This window comes from Agrobacterium albertimagni AOL15 (assembly GCF_000300855.1).
Lineage (GTDB): Bacteria > Pseudomonadota > Alphaproteobacteria > Rhizobiales > Rhizobiaceae > Allorhizobium > Allorhizobium albertimagni.
Window position 1 is genome coordinate 294,385 of sequence record NZ_ALJF01000023.1, and the last position, 19,941, is coordinate 314,325.

Here is a 19,941-nt window from a genome sequence, read left to right on the forward strand (position 1 = left end):
GAGGGGCAGCCCGCTGAGGTCGGATCAGCGGTCTAAACTCTCCGCCTCCGTCTTCTCTCCCAGCCAGGCCACAAAAGCCCTGACCGCCGGGCGTTTTGCAGCGGCCGGCGCGACGGTCGCAAAATAGGCGGTACCGAGATCAAGCGCGGCATCGGGCCAGGGCTCGAGGCTGCCATCGGCGACGAGCTTTTCGGTGATCGATCGCCAGCCGAGCATCAGGCCGCGGCTGTCTAGCGCCGCCTGCACCGCCTGAACATAGTTATCGAAGACATGGGACTGGCCGCGCGGCTTTGGCAGACCGCGCCCTGCGAAATAGTCGCTCCAACCTTCCCAGTGTCGCGCCTCGACGGTGCGGACATGAATGAGCGGTGCGGTCTCCAGCCCGGCGCCTTTTGCCAGCAAGTTTTCAACGAGGGCCGGGTGGCCGACGGGACAGACGACCTCCGAGAAAAGGCGTAGCGTCTCACCATCGGTCCAGGTGCCGCGACCGTAGCGCAGAACAAGATCGGTGCCGGGCCAGATTTGCGGCAGGTCGGTGGGCGGCACCTGGACATTGACGAAGAGCCCGGGATTTCGGGCATAGAAATCGCTGAGGCGCGGCATCAACCAGTGGGTGGCAAAACCCATGGTGCAGGCAACGGTCAGGCGCTGGTCGACCAGACCGGTGCTGCTCCGGATTTCCTCGATCGTGGCGGCGATCAGGTCAAGGCCGTCCCTGGTGGCGCGGGCGAGTTGCTGGCCGGGTTCGGTGAGGCGCGCGGGCCGCGTCGTGCGATCGATCAGGACGGCGCCGACATGATCTTCGAGCGCCTTCAGGGCTTGGGTTACGGCAGGCTGAGTAACGTTCAAGGCGCTTGCCGCCTCGCGCATCGAGCCGAGGCGGGCGACGGCCTCGAATGTGGTCAGAAGGCGCAAGGGCGGCAGACGGCTCAACTTAACCTCCAGCTTAACTCAGCATAAGCATAATCGCTCTGTTTTCCCCTGGGAAGTCGGATGATGATCATCAAATCCGATCCGCTCTCTCTTGAGCCAGACTTAAGGAAATCCCGCGATGAACATGCATGTTGCCACCGGGGCCGTGACTCTCGCCGACAAGGGCCTGCATCTGCCGCTTTCGGAGGGAAAACAGGCCTATTTCAATTACTACTGGCTGCGTGACAATTGCCCCAGCTCCTTCGACAGCAAAACGCGCGAGCGGAGCTTCGACATTTTTCATCTCTCCACGGCCCCGCGCGCTGACAGTGCCGAGTTGGAGGGGGATGCGCTCGTCATCCGCTGGGCGGGCGAGAATCACGTGTCGCGTTTTCCGCTGGCGCTGCTTGAGCTCTATACCGAGGGCAAACATCGGCCGGATCCGGCCGACATGCCGCGCAAGGCCTGGTTCAGCGACCATTATCCTGACATTCCGCGTTTCTCGCAGCCGGAGTTGATGCGCGATCCGGCCAAGGTGGCGGAGTGGATCAAGGCGATGATCGTCGAGGGGCTGACGATTGTCACCGACATGCCCGACAGCGATCAGGGGCTGACCGAGACGGTCAAGCTGATGGGCCATGTGCGGCCGACCTTCTTCGGCGACTATTTCGACGTGAAGACGCATATCAACCCGACCAACACCGCGTATACGGCGAAGGCGCTGGAGCTGCATACCGACACGCCGGCCGAGGAACATGCACCGGGCATCCAGTTCCTGCATTGCCGGGCGAATACCGTCGAGGGCGGCATGAGCATCTATTCGGACGGGGTGGCCGTGGCTAATGCTTATAGAGAGATCGACCCGGAGGGGTTCAAGCTTCTGTCGGAGATCGACATTCCCTTCTATTGCGAACACGACACTTACGACATGCGTTCGCGGCAGCGGGTGATCGAGCTCGACAAACATGGCGAGGTCTCAGGCCTGACCATCAGCCAGCACATGGCCGACCTGTTCGACCTGCCGCAGACCGTGCTCGACGACTACTACCCGGCCTTCTGCCGGTTCGGCAAAATGCTGCAGGACGACCGCTTCATGATGCGCTTTCTGATGAAGGCGGGCGAATGCATGGTGTTCGACAATCACCGCATCGTGCATGGCCGCATGGCCTATTCGGCAACCAGCGGCGACCGCTATCTGCGCGGCTGTTATGCCGATCGCGAGGAGATGCGCTCGACCTATCGGGCGCTGACGACGGAAGGACGGTTCAAGGCATGAATATCTCCCCGTCCATGAACGACATGCTCGATGAGGCAGCACTCACCACGCTGCGTCAGGATCTCGCTGCCGCCTTCCGGCTTTGCCACCGCTTCGGCTGGAGCGAGTCGGTCGGCAATCATTTCAGTGCTGCCGTCTCCGCCAATGGACGCAAGTTCCTGCTCAATCCGCGCTGGCAGCATTTTGCAACGATCAAGGCGAGCGATCTGCTGTTGCTCGATGCTGACGACCCCGACGTGATGAAAGGCGAGAATGCGCCCGACCCTTCGGCCTGGACCGTGCATGGCACGCTGCACCGGATGCTGCCGGAAGCGCGGGTCATCCTGCATTGCCACTCGCCCTACGCGGTGGCACTCTCCTGCCTGAAGGATCCGACGCTTCTGCCGCTCGACAACAACACGGCGCGCTTCTTCGGCCGGATCGGCTACGACCTCGACTTCGGCGGGATCGCGGATGCGGTGGAAGAAGGCGAACGGCTGGCAGAGATGATCCGCGGCAAGGCGGTGCTGGTGATGGGCAATCACGGCGTCTCGGTCGCCGGCGAGACCGTGGCGGATGCGTTCGAGGACCTGTATTTCTTTGAAAAGGCGGCGCAGACCATGGTGCTGGCGCTCTCGACCGGACAGCCGCTCGCGGTTCTGTCGGACGAGATCGCTCAGGGCACGTCGGACGGATGGATTCCGTACCGGGGTATGGCAGAGAAGCATTTCGCGTATTTGAAATCCTGCCTCGACAAGGAAGATCCGTCCTGGCGGGATTGACGGCTTTCCGGCACCCGGCTCAACGGAAGAAGCTTTCCTTTTCGCCACTGATCAATATCGTCAGGCCTTTCGGCGGTTGCCGAGATAGATCAGTGCCATCGAACCGGCCAGAAGAGCGATCGACAGATACCGCGCGGGGCTGAGCGGGATCTCGGCATTGTTCAACCAGCCGAAATGATCAATCAGCAGGCTCATCGACAACTGCCCAGTGATGACCGCAACCGTGGCGGCGGCTATTCCGACTCGGGGCACGGCAAACACGCTGACGAGAATATAGACGACACCGAAGAGCGCGCCGATCAGTTGCCATTTCGGCGCGGTGAAAAGCGTCATCGCATGGGGTGGTTCGAAGAAGAAATACAACAGGAACGAGATCGCGGCGCCGAGAACGAAAGTCAGCCAGGCGGTTTCCAGGACTCCCGCAGCATCGCCGAGGCGACCGTTGATCGACGACTGGGTCGCGAGGGCGACACCACCTCCCAGAGCGAGAACTACGAACAGCAAGAAGGTCATGTAGGGAGGATCCCGAGTGTGACTAGAATGAGGGCGAGTGCGGACAGGCGGTAGCGGTCCATCTGTCGGCGCGGAGTGCCGAACAACCCGAAATGATCGATCACCAGGCTGGCCGCCACCTGACCGCAGAGGATGCCGACCATGGTGATACCGACGCCGATGACCGGGGTGGCGAGAGTGAGGACGATGACGTAGACGGGTCCAAGTATGCCACCGGTCAGCAGCCAGCGGGGTTGGGCCATGAGATTCGACAGACTGCGTCTGGGTGCAAAGACCAGCGCGACAGACAAAAGCAGCGCGCCGACCAGAAAGATCGACAGCGTGGCGGCCATGTGGCCGACGTCCTCGCCGAGTGGACCGAGCAGCCCCGCTTCGACGGACAGCCCCATTCCCGACACCACCACCAAGAGTAAAATTGCTATTTGGCCCATCCGGCACCCCATGCTGTTCAAGAGTGCCGATCTAGGTTATTGCATCACGGACAACAACGATGCCAAATCTCAAAAGATAATTGCCCTATGAGCAATGAAATAACCTTGCTGGCGCTCCGTCTTTTCGTCGAGGTTGCGGCGACCGGCAACTTCACTGCGACCGCCAAACGACGGGGCCTGCCGCCGTCTTCGGTATCACGGCACATCCAGGGACTCGAGCAGGCGCTCGGGCAGAAATTGCTCTATCGCCATACGCGCGCCGTGACTTTGACGGACACAGGCGTCGCCTATCTGAGCGAAGTTCGCGATGCGCTTGCGGCACTCGATATTGCAACCGACCGGGTGGCCGGGGCTGCCAGCGAACCGCGTGGCCTCTTGCGCATCAACGCACCGGTCGCTTTCGGCCGGCGCCATATCGCTCCCTTGCTCGCCGGCTATCAGGCCCGATTTCCGCAGGTCGAGGTGGAGTTGACGCTAACCGATGCGGTCGTCGATCCCGTGGCCGAGGGCATGGACGTGACGCTGCGTATCGGCGTGCTCAAGGATTCGAGCCTGACCGCCCGCAAACTCGCGGCACAGCGCTATGTCGCCTGTGGGTCTCCGACCTATCTCGATTCCCGCGGGAGGCCCGGCTCCCCGGAGGAGCTGGAGCGACATAACTGCCTGCTCTACAAAGGGGTGAGCGGACGGGAGCGATGGCACTTCCGCGACAGTACATCGGATTTTCGCAATCATGAGGTTCATGGAAACCTCACGAGCAACAACGCCGAGAGCCTCGTTGAGGCAGCGTTGCAGCATCAAGGACTGGTGCTGTTCCCGACCTGGTTGCTGCATGACAATCTGCGAGCCGGTCGTCTGGAGGCGGTGATGCAGGATCATGTGGCTGCGGTCGACACAGTGGTGCACGACATCCACGTGATCCATGCGGAGAACCGCCTGCGCTCCTTCAAGCTCCTGTCGTTCCGCGACTATCTGTTCGAGCGGATCGGTACCCCGCCATACTGGGACGGAGGAGTGCAGGTCGGTCCGGCCAAAGCATCCCTCACCCCATAAAAAAACCGCCGCCCGAGGGCAGCGGTTCCAAATCGGATATCGAGTGGCTTATTCCGGCAGCTGGCGCACGGCACCCTTGTCGGCGGACGAGGCAAAGGCGGCGTAGGCCTTCAGCGCCGTCGTGACATTGCGCTTGCGCTTTTCTTCCGGGAACCAGCCCTTGGCATCCTGTTCGGCGCGGCGGCGCTCAAGCTCTGCCGGATCGACGACGAGATTGATCGTGCGGTTCGGAATATCGATGTCGATCAGGTCGCCTTCGCGGACGAGACCGATAGCGCCGCCCTGGGCTGCTTCCGGCGAGGCGTGGCCGATCGAGAGGCCGGAGGTGCCGCCGGAGAAGCGGCCGTCGGTGACCAGCGCGCAAGCCTTGCCGAGGCCTTTCGACTTCAGGTAGCTCGTTGGATAGAGCATTTCCTGCATGCCGGGGCCGCCCTTCGGGCCTTCGTACCGGATGACGACGACGTCGCCGGCAACGATGTGGTTCGACAGGATCGCCTTGACGGCTGCGTCCTGGCTTTCGAAGACGCGGGCCGGGCCCTTAAACTTCAGGATGCTTTCATCGACGCCGGCGGTCTTCACGATGCAGCCGTCGAGCGCGATGTTGCCCTTGAGGACGGCCAGACCGCCATCCTTGGAGAAGGGATGTTCGACCGAGCGGATGACGCCCTTTTCGCCGTCGGTGTCGAGATCGTCCCAACGCGAAGCCTGCGAGAAGGCCTGGGTGGTGCGAACGCCGCCGGGAGCGGCCTTGAAGAATTCGCGGACCGTTTCCGAATTGGTGCGGGTGATGTCCCAGCGATCGATGGCGTGGCCGAGCGTTTCGGCATGCACGGTCGGGCAATCGCGATTGATCAGGCCGCCGCGGTCAAGTTCGCCGAGGATACGCATGATGCCGCCAGCACGGTGGACGTCTTCCATGTGCACATCCTGCTTGGCGGGCGCGACCTTCGACAGGCACGGCACCTTGCGCGACAGGCGATCGATATCGTCCATGGTGAAGTCGATGCCACCTTCATGGGCAGCGGCCAGAATGTGAAGGACCGTGTTGGTCGAGCCGCCCATGGCGATATCGAGCGCCATGGCGTTCTCGAAAGCCTGCTTGGAGGCGATGTTGCGCGGCAGGACGCTTTCGTCGTCCTGCTCGTAGTAGCGGCGGGTGATGTCGACGATCAGGTGGCCGGCTTCGACGAAGAGGCGCTTGCGGTCGGCATGGGTTGCGAGCGTCGAGCCGTTGCCGGGCAGCGACAGGCCAAGCGCTTCGGTCAGGCAGTTCATCGAATTGGCGGTGAACATGCCGGAGCAGGAGCCGCAAGTCGGACAGGCGGCCTTTTCGATCTCATCGACATCGGCGTCGGAGATCTTGTCGTCGGCTGCAGCAACCATGGCGTCGACGAGGTCAAGCGCCACCTTGCGGCCTTGGAGGATCGCCTTGCCGGCTTCCATCGGCCCACCGGACACAAAGACCGAGGGGATGTTGAGGCGCATGGCAGCCGACAGCATTCCGGGCGTGATCTTGTCGCAGTTGGAGATGCAGACCATGGCATCGGCGCAGTGGGCGTTGACCATGTATTCGACCGAGTCGGAGATGATCTCGCGCGACGGCAGCGAATAGAGCATGCCGTCATGGCCCATGGCGATACCGTCATCGACGGCGATCGTGTTGAATTCCTTCGCGACGCCGCCGGCGGCTTCGATTTCACGCGCGACGAGCTGGCCGAGGTCCTTCAGGTGGACGTGGCCTGGCACGAACTGGGTAAAGGAGTTGACGACCGCGATGATCGGCTTGCCGAAATCGCCGTCCTTCATGCCGGTCGCGCGCCAGAGGCCGCGGGCACCGGCCATGTTGCGGCCGTGGGTGGTGGTTCTCGAACGATAGACGGGCATGGGTGTCACCTCGATGGCTTGTTCGCCGCCATGCCTGCACCCTCGGCGCCAAGGCAAGGCGGCCATTTTGGAACTGGTCTAAGCCAACTCCCCTGCCCTGTCACTAGCATCCAAGGGCAAATCGGTACGCCTCGGGCTCACGGCGAGGGCGAATTCATTCGCATTTGAGTGATCGGGTTAAGCCTGCGGCAAGATGTGTTTACTAGAGTTTACCGCGGAAAGGGGAGTCATGATGACCCGGAAACCTGCCCGCGTGATTCTGCTGAAAGATGCCCGCCAGAAGCTCAATCCCGAGCCTGCGCCGCGCTGGAACCCGTTCAAAGCACTCTACCGGATGCGGCGCATCCTGATGATGGCGTGTCTTGCGGTGCTCGCCGTCATTCATTTCGAAAAACTTCCCTATTCCTACCTTGTCGTCCCGGCATCGAACAAGCTGATCGACTACGCCATCACCGGCGCGGTCGCTCCGCGCCCGGAGCCGCTCGAGGGGCGCTTCGTGACCTGTGCCGGGGCGCAGCGGATCAATTGCGTCGTCGATGGCGATACCTTCTGGTACCGGGCGGTGAAGTACCGGATCTCGGACATCAACACGCCGGAGATCGGGCGGCCGGCCTGCGAGCGGGAACGCGCACTAGGGCTCGAGGCACAGGTTGCACTGCTCGACACGCTGAATGGCGGCGGCCTTGTCATGGAACGGAGGGAGCGACGCGACGTGGACCAATATGGCCGCAAGCTTCGCGTGGTCCTGCAGGATGGGCGCTCCGTCGGCGACGATCTGATTGCACGCGGCATTGCGCATCGCTGGGAAGGGCACAAACAGAACTGGTGTGGCTGACGCATGTCGGCGAACGACGCGAATCCTTACACGCGCCGGCCGACGCGGACCTACACGAAATTGTTCCTGTCGGACTTCTTTTCCAGACGATGAAACTCTGGTCTCTATGCTCCCGTCTTCTATCTTAGAGAGACAGAGAGAGCCTTAAGAGGTCTGCCATGCCGGTCTACCATCCGCCGAAGATTGCAAGTTCCGAGATCACCCCGAAGTCGCTGTATCTCAAGCGACGGCAGTTCATGGGCGTGGCGGCCGGCGGGATTGCCGCGGCCGGGCTTGCAGCGCCGGCACTCGCTACACCGCTTGCCGCCAAGCCGGGCATCTACACGCTCGACGAGAAGCTGACCTCGAAAGAGGATGTGACGACCTACAACAATTTCTATGAGTTCGGCACGGGCAAGGAGGATCCGTCGCGCAATGCGGGCTCACTGACGACGCGGCCCTGGACGATCGAAGTGGGCGGACTGGTCGCCAAGCCGCAGGTGATCGACATCGAAACGATCATGAGCGAAATCCCGATGGAAGAGCGCGTCTATCGGATGCGCTGCGTGGAAGCCTGGTCGATGGTGATCCCGTGGATCGGCTTCCCGATCTCGGCACTGCTCGACCGGGTCGAGCCACTGGGTTCGGCGAAATACGTGGCGTTCGAAACGCTTGTCCGCCCCGAGGAGATGCAGGGACAGGCCGGCATCTTCCAGGCGCTGGAATGGCCCTATCGCGAGGGCCTGCGGTTGGACGAAGCACGCCATCCCCTAGCGATCCTGGCGACCGGCCTCTATGGCGAGACCCTGCCGAACCAGAACGGCGCGCCGATCCGGCTCGTCGTGCCGTGGAAGTATGGCTTCAAGGGCATCAAGTCGATCGTCAAGATCACGCTCACCGAAGAGGAGCCGGCGTCGACCTGGAACCTGCTGCAGCCGTCCGAATATGGCTTCTACGCCAACGTCAATCCGGCGGTGGATCACCCACGCTGGAGCCAGGCCACAGAGCGGCGGATCGGCGAAGCAGATGGTCTGTTCGGTGGCGCTCGGATCGATACGCTGCCGTTCAACGGTTATGCCGACGAGGTCGCAAGTCTCTATGACGGCATGGACCTGACGAAGTTCTACTGATGGCCACGCTTGCGCTCCCTGCCCTGCCCGCCCGCTACAAGCCGGCGTCGATCTGGGCGCTTTATGCCATCGGGCTGATGCCGGGGCTCTATGCCTTCTATCTCGGGATCTTCGGCGGCCTTGGCGCCGATCCCGTGCGCGCCTTCGAGCACCTGTTGGGGCTCTGGGCCTTCCGCTTCCTCTGCCTCGGACTTGCAATCACGCCATTGCGGGACCTGTTCGGGATCAATCTCATCGCCTATCGGCGCGCGCTTGGGCTATTGGCATTCTATTACGTGCTCGCGCATTTCACCGTGTACCTGACGCTGGATCGGGGCCTGATCCTGTCGTCGATTGCCGGCGACATCCTGAAGCGTCCCTACATCATGCTCGGCATGGCAGGGCTCTTGATGCTGATCCCGCTCGCGCTGACCTCCAACCAGTGGTCGATCCGTAGGCTTGGTCCGCGATGGAACAGACTGCACAAGCTGACCTATCCGATTCTGCTCGTGGCGATCCTGCATTACGCACTGTCGCTGAAGGTGATCGATCCTGAAGCCGCCTTCTACATCTTGGTCACCGTCATCCTGCTCGGCTACCGCCTGGTGCGGCCGAAGATCATGGAGCGGCGGCGGGCAAAGCGCATGGCCGGCGCGACCCGCTAGTCTGGTGACACTTTAGAGCGCGTGAGATGACGCGCTTCGAAGAAGGCTGACAGGGCGATGCCAAGGCCATAGGCAACAATATTCCACCAGGAGAAGATGCGCCCGAGCAGGAGAGCGCCTGCCAATGTCAGGCGGAATTCATCAAGCCAGGGCGTGTGATAGAGACGGGTGAATTCGATGAGGGCTGCCGCGATGATGGACAAGAGCGCAAGGCGACCGAGGGGCTGGCGGGGCAAAAGCGCGGCGAAGAGGAAAAAGACCATGCCGCCCCAGAGTGTCGAACCACCGTATTTCACCAGGAAATACGGCAGGCCGATTTCATAGCCGCCGAGCCTCAAAGCCACGCCACACGCGATGATGGCAAGGGCTATCCCCAGTCGGCGCAGGCGTTGTGACATCGTTGCCTTGATTTCGTCCATGAGCGGTTAGTACTGAGGTTGCAACGGAATGCAACAGCGGGGCTGGCAAATGACACTGGTGGCAGAGGGACGCAGGGATCTGCTGAGTGCGCTGGACCGGCGACTGATCGACAATGCTCCGCATCCGCAGCTCACCGGCTTCAGGCGATTCGTCGTCGAATTCGTCATGTTCGGAATCAAGGAGGCGCGCGCCTGCCTGTTTGCCGGCCTGTTCTTCATCTCGATCTTTGCAGTCCCACGCGCCGGCCTCTTCGGTATTCCGCGCTACGACGTGCTGCTGATCATCGCGCTCGCCATCCAGATCTGGATGGTCTGGACCAAGCTCGAGACGATGGACGAGCTGAAGGCGATCTGCCTCTTCCACGTGGTCGGCTTTGCACTGGAGGCCTTCAAGACGGCGGGTGCCAACCCATCCTGGACCTATCAGGACTTTGCCTACACGAAGCTGCTCGGCGTGCCCTTGTTCTCCGGCTTCATGTATGCCGCCGTCGGCAGCTACATCATCCAGGCCTGGCGATTGCTGGATGTCAGGATCCGCCATCACCCGCCCTACTGGATGGCGATCGGGGTGGCTGTCGCGATTTATCTCAACTTCTTCACGCACCATTACATCGGCGACTATCGCTGGTATCTGGCAGCGCTTGCGATCGGGCTCTATGCGCGCACCACCGTCATCTACCGGCCCTTCGACCGCGACCGGCAGATGCCGATGCTGCTTGCTTTCATCCTGATCGGCTTCTTCATCTGGGTTGCGGAGAACATCTCGACCTTCTTTGCGATCTGGCACTATCCGAACCAGCTGGGCGCCTGGTCGACGGTGCATCTGGGCAAGTGGAGTTCCTGGACGCTGCTGGTGATGATGACCTTCACCATTGTCGCCTCGCTGAAGCATATCCGGGCAACGATCCACATTCCGAAGTGACCGAGACCGATTGCGAAAGATTTTTTTCGCATGCCGTGTCGAAATGGGTTTAGCTCATTCGTTGGGGGAGCAGGATCGCAAGAGAGGTCCTGACAACGAGAGGAGATGAGACATGCGTGTCATGGTGATGGTGAAGGCGACGGAAGACAGCGAAGAAGGCATCATGCCGCCGGCGAAGCTGTTCGAGGACATGGGCAAGTTCAACGAGGAACTGGTGCAGGCGGGCATCATGCTCTCGGGCGACGGGCTCAAGCCATCGAAAATGGGCAAGCGGGTGGCCTTCGACGGACCCGATCGGCGCGTGATCGACGGGCCCTTTGCCGAGACAAGGGAGCTGGTGGCCGGCTACTGGATCTGGGAGGTGAAGGACATGGACGAGGCGGTCGCCTGGGTCAAACGCTGCCCGAACCCGATGATGACACCGAGCGAAATCGAGATCCGGCCCTTCTATGAGATGGAGGATTTCGCCGAGATCGCATCACCGGAAGGACAGGCGAGCCACGACCGCGCGGCCGAAGGACTTGCGGCTCAGCAGAAGTCGAAGGGCTGAGCCATCATGAGCAAGATGATTTTCATCAACCTGCCGGTGACGGACCTTGCTGTCTCGACCCGATTCTACGAGGCGCTGGGGGTGACGAAGAACCCGCAATTCTCCAACGAGAATGCTGCCTGCATGATGCTCTGCGACACGATCGGGGTGATGATCCTGACGCATGACTTCTACCGGACGTTCACGTCCCGGCCGATTGCCGATGCGAAGGCGACGAGCCAGACGCTTCTGGCATTGACCGTAGAGGCGCATGCGGATGTCAACCGGGTTGTCGGGGCAGCCAGCGCTGCCGGAGGACGCGCCGATCCGAACCCGCCGCAGGATCACGGCTTCATGTGGAGCCGCTCGGTGGAAGATCCGGACGGTCACGTCTGGGAGATCTTCTGGATGGACCCGGCGGCTGCCGGTGGCGACACAACTGGTGTCGACGCCTGAGCGCATGTCCGCCGTTGACCGGTCGAGCAGTCAGTCCATACTCGTGATCATGAGACGAGACGGACAGCCGGCTGCAGGCGCTGCCAAGAGCCAGACACTTGCGGCCTCGGACATCGAGAGCATCTATCGGATGGAGCGGGTCCGGCTGATTGCCGGGCTCGCAAGACATGTCGGAGATCTCACCCTTGCCGAAGATCTGGCGCAGGAGGCACTCGTTTCGGCGCTAGCGACCTGGCCGCGAACCGGCACACCGCCCAATCCGGGTGCGTGGCTGATGACGACGGCCAAGCGGCGGGCTGTCGACCTCTGGCGCCGTCGCCGGATGATGGCACGCCACGAGGCCACGCTTGCGCACGACATCGAAACCGCGCATGTGGATGATTTCGAGGTCGTCGAGGCGACCCTCGACGACGCGATCGGTGACGAGCGGCTGTCGCTGATCTTCACCGCCTGCCATCCCCTTCTCTCCCGTGACCAGCGCACGGCGCTGACGCTGAAGGTCATCGCCGGACTGACGACGGAGGAGATCGCCCGGGCCTTTCTCACGCAGGAAACGACAGTCGCGCAGCGCATCGTGCGGGCGAAGAAGGTGCTGCGGGAGGGTGACGTCGGTTTCGAGGTGCCGATTGCCAAGGAACGCGATGCCCGCCTCGCCTCGGTGCTGGAGGTCATCTATCTGATTTTCAACGAGGGCTATGCGGCGAGCCGCGGCGAAGACCTGATCCGGGCGCAGCTTTGTGACGAGGCCATGCGACTGGGGCGCATTCTGGTGGGGCTGGTACCGGAGGAGCCGGAAGCGCATGGGTTGCTGGCCCTCATGGAGCTGCAGGCCTCGCGCTTCAAGGCAAGGGTGGCGCCCGATGGCAGCGCGCAGACACTCGAGACACAGAACCGGCGGCTGTGGGACCGATTGCTGATCCAGCGCGGGCTCGGGGGGCTGGCAACGGTGAAGCGACTTGGAGGCGAAGACGGGATCTATGCGCTGCAGGCGGCGCTCGCAGCCGTGCATGCGCGGGCGTCGCGATTTGAGGATACGGACTGGGCGCTGAGTGCTGCGCTTTATGACCGGTTGCTGGAAGGGGTCCCCTCGCCTGTCGTGGCGCTGAACCGGGCGGTGGCGCATGCGATGGCGTTCGGGCCCGAGACGGGGCTTGCGCTACTGGCGGAGATCGAGGCGGAGCCATCGCTGGCGGGTTACGTGGCGCTCTATGCCGCGAGGGGCGATTTTCTGATGCGGCTGGGACGGATGCCGGAGGCGCGCGTGGAATTTGAGAAGGCGGCGGGTCTCAGCGACAATGCGGTGGAGCGGGCCTTTCTCCTGCAGCGCGCGGAGCTTTCGAATGATCCGAGGACCAACCGGTAAGATCAACAGGCGACTGGCTAGAGCGCAAAAAGTCGCGCAATGATTGCCGGATCTGAAACAGAAGGTGGAAGCTCGATGTTCAAGAATGCCGTTCTGGCTCTTTCCATCCTGCTCAACTGTGTCTTCGCCTATGGCCTTCTCGCCTTTTCGATCGGTTCGACAAGCGCAGACAAGATGAGTTGCGCCGAGGCCCGCAGCGAGACCGCGAGCAAGGAGGCTGTGATCGCCCATGCCGGAAAGCACGGCGGATCGCTCGTGAAGGTCCATGGTTTGCTGACAAACAGTGATTACCGGCTCAGAAACATCGATGTCAGCAATGGAACGGTGAGCTTCGTCTATACGTCCTCAGCCTTCTACCCGTCCGCTTGCGGCCTGCACCTTCCAGGATTGGATGGGGGCCTTGTGCGCGTGGACACTGACATCGACGGAAACCCGGGCGTGCGTCAGGTCTGGTAGATGGGACGGCATGTCACCTCAACGCAAAAAAGCCGGGTGATCACTCACCCGGCTTTTTGATACTTCCCTTGCGGGAAGTAACTTACGCTGCTTCAGCTTCGGCTTCAGCGGCGACGCGGGCCTTGTCGGCTGCGCCCTTGGCATCAACGTCGCGCTCGACGAATTCGATGACAGCCATGGCGGCGTTGTCGCCCTGGCGGAAACCGGCCTTCATGATACGCAGGTAGCCGCCGTTGCGGGTGGCGTAACGCGTTGCGATGGCGTCGAAGAGCTTCTTGACGGCATCAACGTCCTTGATCTGCGAGATGGCCTGACGACGAGCGTGCAGGTCGCCGCGCTTGCCGAGGGTAACCAGCTTCTCGACGATCGGGCGAATTTCCTTCGCCTTCGGGAGCGTCGTGACGATCTGCTCATGGGTGATGAGCGAAGCAGCCATGTTGGCGAACATCGCCTTACGGTGGCTGGCGGTACGGTTCAGCTTGCGGCCGGCTTTCTGGTGGCGCATTGCTATTCTCCTTTGAGTGCAGGCTCTGTCTCAGAGGCTGCCGTTTCCTGACACATACGGGCATTCACCCGCAGTTTGACTGGAAAAGGCAGAGACGGCCCTGCCTTTATCTTTTTCAGTACTGGTCTTCGTAGCGCTTGGCGAGATCTTCGATGTTCTCGGGCGGCCATGCCGGCACTTCCATGCCGAGGTGCAGGCCCATGGAAGCGAGAACTTCCTTGATTTCGTTCAGCGACTTGCGGCCGAAGTTCGGCGTGCGCAGCATCTCTGCCTCGGTCTTCTGGATCAGATCGCCGATGTAAACGATGTTGTCGTTCTTCAGGCAGTTTGCCGAGCGGACCGAAAGCTCCAGCTCGTCGACCTTCTTGAGCAGCGCCGGGTTGAAGGCAAGCTCGGTGACGGCTTCTTCTTCGGCTTCCTTCTGCGGCTCGTCGAAGTTGACGAAGACGCCGAGCTGGTCCTGGAGAATGCGGGCCGCGAAAGCGACTGCATCTTCACCGGTGACCGAACCATCGGTTTCGATGGTCATCAGCAGCTTGTCATAGTCGAGAACCTGTCCTTCGCGGGTGTTTTCCACCTTGTAGGACACCTTCTTGACCGGCGAGTAGAGGCTGTCGACCGGGATAAGACCGATCGGTGCATCTTCCGCGCGGTTGCGCTCGGCAGGAACATAGCCCTTGCCGTTGTTGACCGTGAACTCCATGCGGATTTCGGCGCCCTCGTCGAGGGTGCAGATCACGTGGTTGGGGTTCAGGATCTCGATATCGCCGACCGTCTGGATGTCACCGGCGGTTACAACGCCCGGACCCTGCTTGCGGACAACCATGCGCTTGGCATCGTCGCCGTCCATCTTGATGGCGATTTCCTTGATGTTCAGGACGATGTCGGTGACATCTTCGCGAACGCCCGGGATAGACGAGAACTCGTGCAGAACGCCGTCGATCTGGACAGCCGTGACAGCTGCACCACGAAGCGACGACAGGAGAACGCGACGCAGAGCGTTGCCGAGCGTCAGGCCGAAGCCACGCTCAAGCGGCTCGGCGACGAGGGTCGCCTTGGTGCGGCCGGAGGAGGAAAATTCCACCTTGTTCGGCTTGATCAGTTCCTGCCAATTCTTCTGAATCATGATTTTACCTTCCGTTCGCCATCACCATTCAATCGTGACGGCCGAATATGAGAAGCACCGGGAAGGCGAACCGCCTGCCCGGCAAAACGAAGAATGATTAGACGCGACGCTTCTTGCGCGGACGGCAGCCATTGTGCGGGATCGGGGTCACGTCGCGGATGGACGTGATCATGAAGCCGGCAGCCTGGAGGGCGCGCAGAGCGGATTCACGACCGGAGCCCGGACCGCAAACTTCAACTTCCAGCGTCTTCATGCCGTGTTCCTGAGCCTTCTTGGCGCAGTCTTCAGCAGCGATCTGAGCAGCGAACGGGGTCGACTTACGCGAACCCTTGAAGCCCTTGGCACCAGCAGACGACCAGGCAATTGCGTTGCCCTGTGCGTCGGTGATGGTGATCATCGTGTTGTTGAAGGTCGAGTTGACGTGAGCAACGCCCGACGAGATATTCTTGCGTTCGCGACGGCGGACGCGTGTGGCTTCCTTGGCCATGGTCTTCCTTTCAGTTGATCTAAACACCGCCGTAATGCCAGCGGCTACACCAATCGAGGCAATAGGATTTAGGCAGTAGCCAGTAGTATCCCTACTGCCCACTGCCTATCGCCAACTGCCTCGAAAAAATTACTTCTTCTTACCAGCGATCGCCTTCGCCGGACCCTTGCGGGTGCGGGCGTTGGTGTGCGTGCGCTGACCGCGAACCGGCAGACCACGACGATGGCGCAGGCCACGGTAGCAGCCGAGGTCCATCAGACGCTTGATGTTCATCGCGGTGTCGCGACGCAGGTCACCTTCGACCTGGTAATCGCGGTCGATGGTTTCGCGGATCTGGAGGACTTCAGCGTCGGTCAGCTGGTGAACGCGCTTTTCAGCCGGAAGACCGACCTTTTCCATGATTTCCGATGCGAACTTCGGTCCAATCCCGTGAATGTAGGTCAGCGCGATAACAACGCGCTTCGCAGTCGGGATGTTGACGCCAGCGATACGTGCCACGCCTATTCTCCTTGCTTCCAGTTGCCATCCGGCAAGTGGTGTCTCGTTACACGACCCATAGGGGCCGCAATTACAATTCGGGTTCTCGACAAACCAAAACGATCGAACCCGGTCTCCCAGCGTTTTGGAAGAACGCGCCGATCGCAGTCATGTCGCGAGTTGGCGCGGTCTTTAGCGGAATCGGTGGCTAAAAGCAACCGGCCCCGCGAAGATTCTTAAGACTGACCGCTGTCAGAGCTTGGCCAGGATGGCCTCGATCTCGCCAGTGACGGCATCGATCTCACCCATGCCGTCGACCGAATGCAGCTTACCCTTGGCGTGGTAATAGCCGATCAGCGGCGATGTTTCCTTGTAATAGGCCTGCAAGCGAGTGCGGACCGTATCACGGTTGTCGTCAGGACGACGCTTGAAATGGGTCGAACCACACTTGTCGCAGACGCCTTCCACCTTCGGCTTCAGGTTGTCGTCGTGATAACCGGCGCCACAGTTGGCACAGGTGTAACGGCCAGCGATTCGATCTGCGAGGATCTCGTCGTCGACACGGATCTCGACGACCGCCGACAGATCGAGGTTCTTGCCCTTGAGCATCGCCTCGGTGGCATCCGCCTGAACGAGCGTCCGGGGAAAGCCATCGAGAATGAAGCCATTGGCACAGTCGGGCGCATCGATGCGCTCGGAGACGATGGCGATGACGATATCGTCGGAGACGAGCTTGCCAGCATCCATGACGGCCTTGGCGCGCTTGCCGACCTCCGTGCCCGCGGATACCGCGGCACGGAGCATGTCACCGGTGGAGAGCTGCGGAATACCGTGCTTCTCCACGATCCGCTGGGCTTGGGTTCCTTTCCCCGCGCCCGGCGGTCCTAACAGAATCAGTCTCATCGTCCCCTCTTTCCTCCACGCAACTTCGACTTCTTGATCAGGCCCTCATATTGCTGGGCGATCAGATGTCCCTGAACCTGTGCTACAGTATCAAGGGTCACGCTGACAACAATCAAAAGCGAAGTACCACCAAGGGCTAATGGGATCCCGGTGCGTGCGATGAGGATTTCGGGCAGGACGCAGACGAAAACGAGGTAAGCAGCGCCGACGACCGTGACACGGGTCAGCACGTAGTCGATGTACTCGGCAGTGCGCTCACCCGGGCGGATGCCGGGGATGAAGCCGCCGTGCTTCTTCAGGTTGTCGGCCGTATCCTTCGGATTGAAGACGATGGCCGTGTAGAAGAAGGCGAAGAAGGCAATCAGCGCGCCGTAGAGCAACATATAGACAGGATGGCCGTGCTGCAGGGCTGCGATGACCGTGGTCGCCCAGCCCGGGAGCTGGCTGTTGCCTGCAAAGCCAGCGGCTGTGGCCGGCAGGAGCAGGAGCGACGAGGCGAAGATCGCCGGGATGACGCCTGCGGTGTTCAGCTTCAGCGGCAGGTGCGAGGTGTCACCCTGGAACATGCGATTGCCGACCTGGCGCTTCGGATACTGGATCAGAAGCCGGCGCTGGGCACGCTCGACGAAGACGATCAGCGCAATGACGGCAATCGCCACGACGATGACGGTGAGAATCATCAGGGTGGACAGCGCGCCTGTGCGGCCGAGCTCCAGCGTATGGGCGACGGCGGTCGGAAGGCCCGCGGCGATACCGGCGAAGATGATCAGCGAGATACCGTTGCCGATGCCGCGCGAAGTGATCTGCTCACCGAGCCACATCAGGAACATGGTGCCGCCGAGCAGCGTCAGAACGGTCGAAATGCGGAAGAACCAGCCCGGATCGGCGACGATTCCCTGGCCCGATTCGAGGCCGACGGCGATGCCGTAGGCCTGAAGCGTGCCGAGAAGCACGGTGCCGTAGCGGGTGTACTGGTTGATGATCTTGCGGCCCTGCTCGCCCTCTTTCTTGAGCTGCTCGAGGGTCGGCACGACCGACGTCATCAGCTGCACGATGATCGACGCGGAGATGTAGGGCATGATGCCCAGCGCGAAGATCGCCATGCGCTCGACAGCGCCACCGGCAAACATGTTGAAAAGACCGAGGATACCACCGGACTGGCCCTGGAAGGCCGCGGCATAAGCCTCCGGGTTGAGGCCGGGCAGCGGAATATGCGTGCCGAGGCGATAAACCAGCAATGCGGCCAGGGTGAACCACAGACGCTTCTTCAGATCTTCCGCCTTGGCGAAAGTCGAGAAGTTGAGGTTCGAGGCCAGTTGTTCCGCTGCAGAAGCCATAGAATTCTCCGCAAACCTAAACCGGAGACGGTAATCCGTCGAAACCGGAGGCTATTCGTTCAAACTGTTTTTCAGAAAACAGGGCGCGGGAGAAGTTGCGAACAACCGCATGCCTCACACCCTTGTTTTCCAGATGACCCGGAAGACGAAACGTCGTCCATTCCGTCCTGGGATCGTGAGGCTCACATATGGGAGCAAAATCGCCCGGTGTGAAGCACCCCGGGCGATTGTCTGTCACTTATTCAGCGGCTTCCTTGGCTGCTTCGAGCAGCTTGATGGAACCACCGGCCTTTTCGATCTTCTCGACAGCAGCCTTGGAGGCGCCGGCGACTTCGATCGTGACCTTTGCCTTCAGTTCGCCGTCGGACAGAACGCGAACGCCGTCCTTGGCGCGACGGATCACGCCGGCTGCCTTGAGCGAAGCGGCGTCAACCGTTGCCTTGGCGTCGAGCTTGCCACCATCGATCGCGGTCTGGATACGGCCGAGCGAAACGGTGACGTATTCCGATGCGAAGATGTTGTTGAAGCCACGCTTCGGCAGGCGACGGTAGATGGGCATCTGACCGCCTTCGAAGCCGTTGATGGCAACGCCGGAACGAGCCTTCTGACCCTTTACGCCGCGACCACCGGTCTTGCCCTTGCCGGAACCGATACCGCGACCTACGCGGATACGTTCCTTGGAGGCGCCTTCGTTGTCTTTAATTTCATTCAGTTTCATGATGACTTCCCCCGTCTCACTTCTCGTCGACGACGCGAACGAGATGCTGGACAGCACGGATCATGCCACGAACGGAAGGCGTATCTTCCAGGGTGCGGACCCGGTGCATCTTGTTGAGGCCCAGACCAACCAGCGTTGCGCGCTGGACAGCCGGACGGCGAATAGGCGAACCGATCTGCTCGACCGTGATCGTCTTTGCTTCAGTCTTCTTCGTAGCCTTGGCCATGGATCAGACTCCTCTTATTCTTCAGCTGCGTTGCCGGAGGCAGCGCGGCGAGCCTGGAGCGTAGCGTACTTGAGGCCACGCTGAGCTGCCACATCCTTCGGATGCACCTGAGCCTTCAGGGCGTCGAACGTTGCGCGAACCATGTTGTAGGGGTTCGAGGAACCGGTCGACTTGGCGACGACGTCCGACATGCCGAGCGTTTCGAAAACGGCGCGCATCGGACCACCGGCGATGATGCCGGTACCAGCCTTGGCGGAGCGCAGCAGAACCTTGCCGGCGCCGTGGCGGCCATTGACGTCGTGATGCAGCGTACGGCCGTCACGCAGGGGAACGAAGATCAGATCGCGCTTGGCAGCTTCGGTGGCCTTGCGGATGGCTTCCGGCACTTCACGTGCCTTGCCATGACCGAAGCCTACACGGCCCTTCTGGTCGCCGACGACGACGAGGGCTGCGAAGCCGAAACGACGGCCGCCCTTGACGACCTTGGCGACGCGGTTGATCGCGACCAGCTTGTCGACGAACTCGCTATCGCGCTCTTCACGGTTCTGACGGTCATCCCGCGAACCACGCTTTTCTTGTGCCATTGTCCTTTTCCTTTT

General features: G+C 61.3%; 25 protein-coding genes. 11 read left to right on the plus strand and 14 right to left on the minus strand.

Annotation, left to right across the window (positions count from 1 at the left end):
• Positions 1-24: 24 nt before the first annotated feature.
• Positions 25-933, minus strand: a complete 909-nt coding sequence (locus tag QWE_RS23315) for a LysR substrate-binding domain-containing protein (protein ID WP_006728644.1) — start codon at positions 931-933, stop codon at positions 25-27.
• A 118-nt stretch (positions 934-1,051) separates the two neighbouring features.
• Between QWE_RS23315 and QWE_RS23320 the strand changes: the two genes are divergently transcribed.
• Both QWE_RS23320 and QWE_RS23325 read left to right on the plus strand, forming a co-directional pair.
• Complete coding sequence (locus QWE_RS23320) at positions 1,052-2,188, plus strand: TauD/TfdA family dioxygenase (RefSeq protein ID WP_006728645.1); 1,137 nt, start codon at positions 1,052-1,054, stop codon at positions 2,186-2,188.
• Positions 2,185-2,949 carry a class II aldolase/adducin family protein gene (locus tag QWE_RS23325; RefSeq protein ID WP_006728646.1) on the plus strand — a complete coding sequence of 255 codons (765 nt, stop codon included), beginning with the start codon at positions 2,185-2,187 and terminating at the stop codon, positions 2,947-2,949. The genes QWE_RS23320 and QWE_RS23325 overlap by 4 nt, the downstream gene beginning before the upstream one ends.
• Before the next feature lie 60 nt (positions 2,950-3,009).
• On the opposite strand, the gene QWE_RS23330 is transcribed toward QWE_RS23325, so the two are convergent.
• The gene (locus tag QWE_RS23330) at positions 3,010-3,462 is read right to left on the minus strand and encodes a DMT family transporter (RefSeq protein WP_006728647.1); all 453 of its coding nucleotides are present in this window, start codon (positions 3,460-3,462) and stop codon (positions 3,010-3,012) included.
• Positions 3,459-3,905 (minus strand): DMT family transporter, encoded by a 447-nt coding sequence (locus QWE_RS23335; protein WP_338058800.1) that lies wholly within the window; start codon positions 3,903-3,905, stop codon positions 3,459-3,461. The genes QWE_RS23330 and QWE_RS23335 overlap by 4 nt, the downstream gene beginning before the upstream one ends.
• A 75-nt stretch (positions 3,906-3,980) precedes the next feature.
• On the opposite strand from QWE_RS23335, the gene QWE_RS23340 reads away from it, so the two are divergent.
• Positions 3,981-4,946, plus strand: coding sequence for a LysR family transcriptional regulator (locus QWE_RS23340; protein ID WP_006728649.1), 966 nt, complete (start codon positions 3,981-3,983; stop codon positions 4,944-4,946).
• Positions 4,947-4,994: 48 nt separating this feature from the next.
• Here QWE_RS23340 and ilvD read toward each other — a convergent pair whose 3' ends face one another.
• Positions 4,995-6,830 (minus strand): dihydroxy-acid dehydratase, encoded by a 1,836-nt coding sequence (gene ilvD, locus QWE_RS23345; RefSeq protein WP_006728650.1) that lies wholly within the window; start codon positions 6,828-6,830, stop codon positions 4,995-4,997.
• Between the two features lie 229 nt (positions 6,831-7,059).
• Here ilvD and QWE_RS24530 point away from each other — a divergent pair, with 229 nt between their 5' ends.
• The 3 genes from QWE_RS24530 to msrQ all read left to right on the plus strand — a co-directional run bounded on the left by QWE_RS24530 (position 7,060) and on the right by msrQ (position 9,418).
• Positions 7,060-7,665 carry a thermonuclease family protein gene (locus tag QWE_RS24530; RefSeq protein WP_006728651.1) on the plus strand — a complete coding sequence of 202 codons (606 nt, stop codon included), beginning with the start codon at positions 7,060-7,062 and terminating at the stop codon, positions 7,663-7,665.
• Between the two features lie 158 nt (positions 7,666-7,823).
• On the plus strand, positions 7,824-8,774 hold the full coding sequence (msrP, locus tag QWE_RS23355) for a protein-methionine-sulfoxide reductase catalytic subunit MsrP (RefSeq protein WP_006728652.1): 951 nt from the start codon (positions 7,824-7,826) through the stop codon (positions 8,772-8,774).
• Entirely contained in the window at positions 8,774-9,418 is a 645-nt protein-coding gene (gene msrQ, locus QWE_RS23360; RefSeq protein ID WP_006728653.1) for a protein-methionine-sulfoxide reductase heme-binding subunit MsrQ, read from the plus strand. The genes msrP and msrQ overlap by 1 nt, the downstream gene beginning before the upstream one ends.
• Here msrQ and QWE_RS23365 read toward each other — a convergent pair.
• Entirely contained in the window at positions 9,415-9,837 is a 423-nt protein-coding gene (locus QWE_RS23365; RefSeq protein WP_006728654.1) for a ribosomal maturation YjgA family protein, read from the minus strand. The two genes, msrQ and QWE_RS23365, sit on opposite strands and share 4 nt — an antisense overlap.
• A gap of 49 nt (positions 9,838-9,886) precedes the next feature.
• Here QWE_RS23365 and QWE_RS23370 point away from each other — a divergent pair, with 49 nt between their 5' ends.
• The 5 genes from QWE_RS23370 (at position 9,887) to QWE_RS23390 (ending at position 13,563) form a co-directional block, all read left to right on the plus strand.
• A complete protein-coding gene (locus QWE_RS23370) occupies positions 9,887-10,759 on the plus strand; it encodes a DUF817 domain-containing protein (RefSeq protein WP_006728655.1) in 873 nt (290 codons plus the stop codon).
• Between the two features lie 112 nt (positions 10,760-10,871).
• Positions 10,872-11,309 carry a YciI family protein gene (locus QWE_RS23375; RefSeq protein WP_006728656.1) on the plus strand — a complete coding sequence of 146 codons (438 nt, stop codon included), beginning with the start codon at positions 10,872-10,874 and terminating at the stop codon, positions 11,307-11,309.
• A 6-nt stretch (positions 11,310-11,315) separates the two neighbouring features.
• Positions 11,316-11,744: a VOC family protein gene (locus QWE_RS23380; RefSeq protein ID WP_006728657.1), complete on the plus strand. Its 429-nt coding sequence runs from the start codon at positions 11,316-11,318 to the stop codon at positions 11,742-11,744.
• Between the two features lie 49 nt (positions 11,745-11,793).
• Positions 11,794-13,107, plus strand: coding sequence for an RNA polymerase sigma factor (locus tag QWE_RS23385; protein ID WP_006728658.1), 1,314 nt, complete (start codon positions 11,794-11,796; stop codon positions 13,105-13,107).
• A gap of 75 nt (positions 13,108-13,182) precedes the next feature.
• Complete coding sequence (locus QWE_RS23390) at positions 13,183-13,563, plus strand: hypothetical protein (RefSeq protein WP_040300893.1); 381 nt, start codon at positions 13,183-13,185, stop codon at positions 13,561-13,563.
• A gap of 82 nt (positions 13,564-13,645) precedes the next feature.
• Here the strand turns inward: QWE_RS23390 and rplQ are convergent, their stop codons facing one another.
• The 9 genes from rplQ to rpsE all read right to left on the minus strand — a co-directional run bounded on the left by rplQ (position 13,646) and on the right by rpsE (position 19,926).
• The gene (rplQ, locus tag QWE_RS23395) at positions 13,646-14,068 is read right to left on the minus strand and encodes a 50S ribosomal protein L17 (protein ID WP_006728660.1); all 423 of its coding nucleotides are present in this window, start codon (positions 14,066-14,068) and stop codon (positions 13,646-13,648) included.
• A 115-nt stretch (positions 14,069-14,183) separates the two neighbouring features.
• Positions 14,184-15,194 carry a DNA-directed RNA polymerase subunit alpha gene (locus QWE_RS23400; RefSeq protein WP_006728661.1) on the minus strand — a complete coding sequence of 337 codons (1,011 nt, stop codon included), beginning with the start codon at positions 15,192-15,194 and terminating at the stop codon, positions 14,184-14,186.
• 97 nt (positions 15,195-15,291) lie between these two features.
• Entirely contained in the window at positions 15,292-15,681 is a 390-nt protein-coding gene (gene rpsK, locus QWE_RS23405; RefSeq protein ID WP_006728663.1) for a 30S ribosomal protein S11, read from the minus strand.
• A gap of 129 nt (positions 15,682-15,810) precedes the next feature.
• Positions 15,811-16,179, minus strand: coding sequence for a 30S ribosomal protein S13 (rpsM, locus tag QWE_RS23410; protein ID WP_006728664.1), 369 nt, complete (start codon positions 16,177-16,179; stop codon positions 15,811-15,813).
• 231 nt (positions 16,180-16,410) lie between these two features.
• A complete protein-coding gene (locus QWE_RS23415) occupies positions 16,411-17,061 on the minus strand; it encodes an adenylate kinase (protein WP_006728666.1) in 651 nt (216 codons plus the stop codon).
• Positions 17,058-18,398, minus strand: a complete 1,341-nt coding sequence (secY, locus tag QWE_RS23420) for a preprotein translocase subunit SecY (RefSeq protein ID WP_006728667.1) — start codon at positions 18,396-18,398, stop codon at positions 17,058-17,060. The genes QWE_RS23415 and secY overlap by 4 nt, the downstream gene beginning before the upstream one ends.
• Before the next feature lie 238 nt (positions 18,399-18,636).
• On the minus strand, positions 18,637-19,116 hold the full coding sequence (gene rplO / locus QWE_RS23425; RefSeq protein WP_006728668.1) for a 50S ribosomal protein L15: 480 nt from the start codon (positions 19,114-19,116) through the stop codon (positions 18,637-18,639).
• A gap of 16 nt (positions 19,117-19,132) precedes the next feature.
• Positions 19,133-19,342, minus strand: coding sequence for a 50S ribosomal protein L30 (rpmD, locus tag QWE_RS23430; protein ID WP_006728669.1), 210 nt, complete (start codon positions 19,340-19,342; stop codon positions 19,133-19,135).
• A gap of 14 nt (positions 19,343-19,356) precedes the next feature.
• Positions 19,357-19,926, minus strand: coding sequence for a 30S ribosomal protein S5 (rpsE, locus tag QWE_RS23435; RefSeq protein ID WP_006728670.1), 570 nt, complete (start codon positions 19,924-19,926; stop codon positions 19,357-19,359).
• Positions 19,927-19,941: the final 15 nt, after the last annotated feature.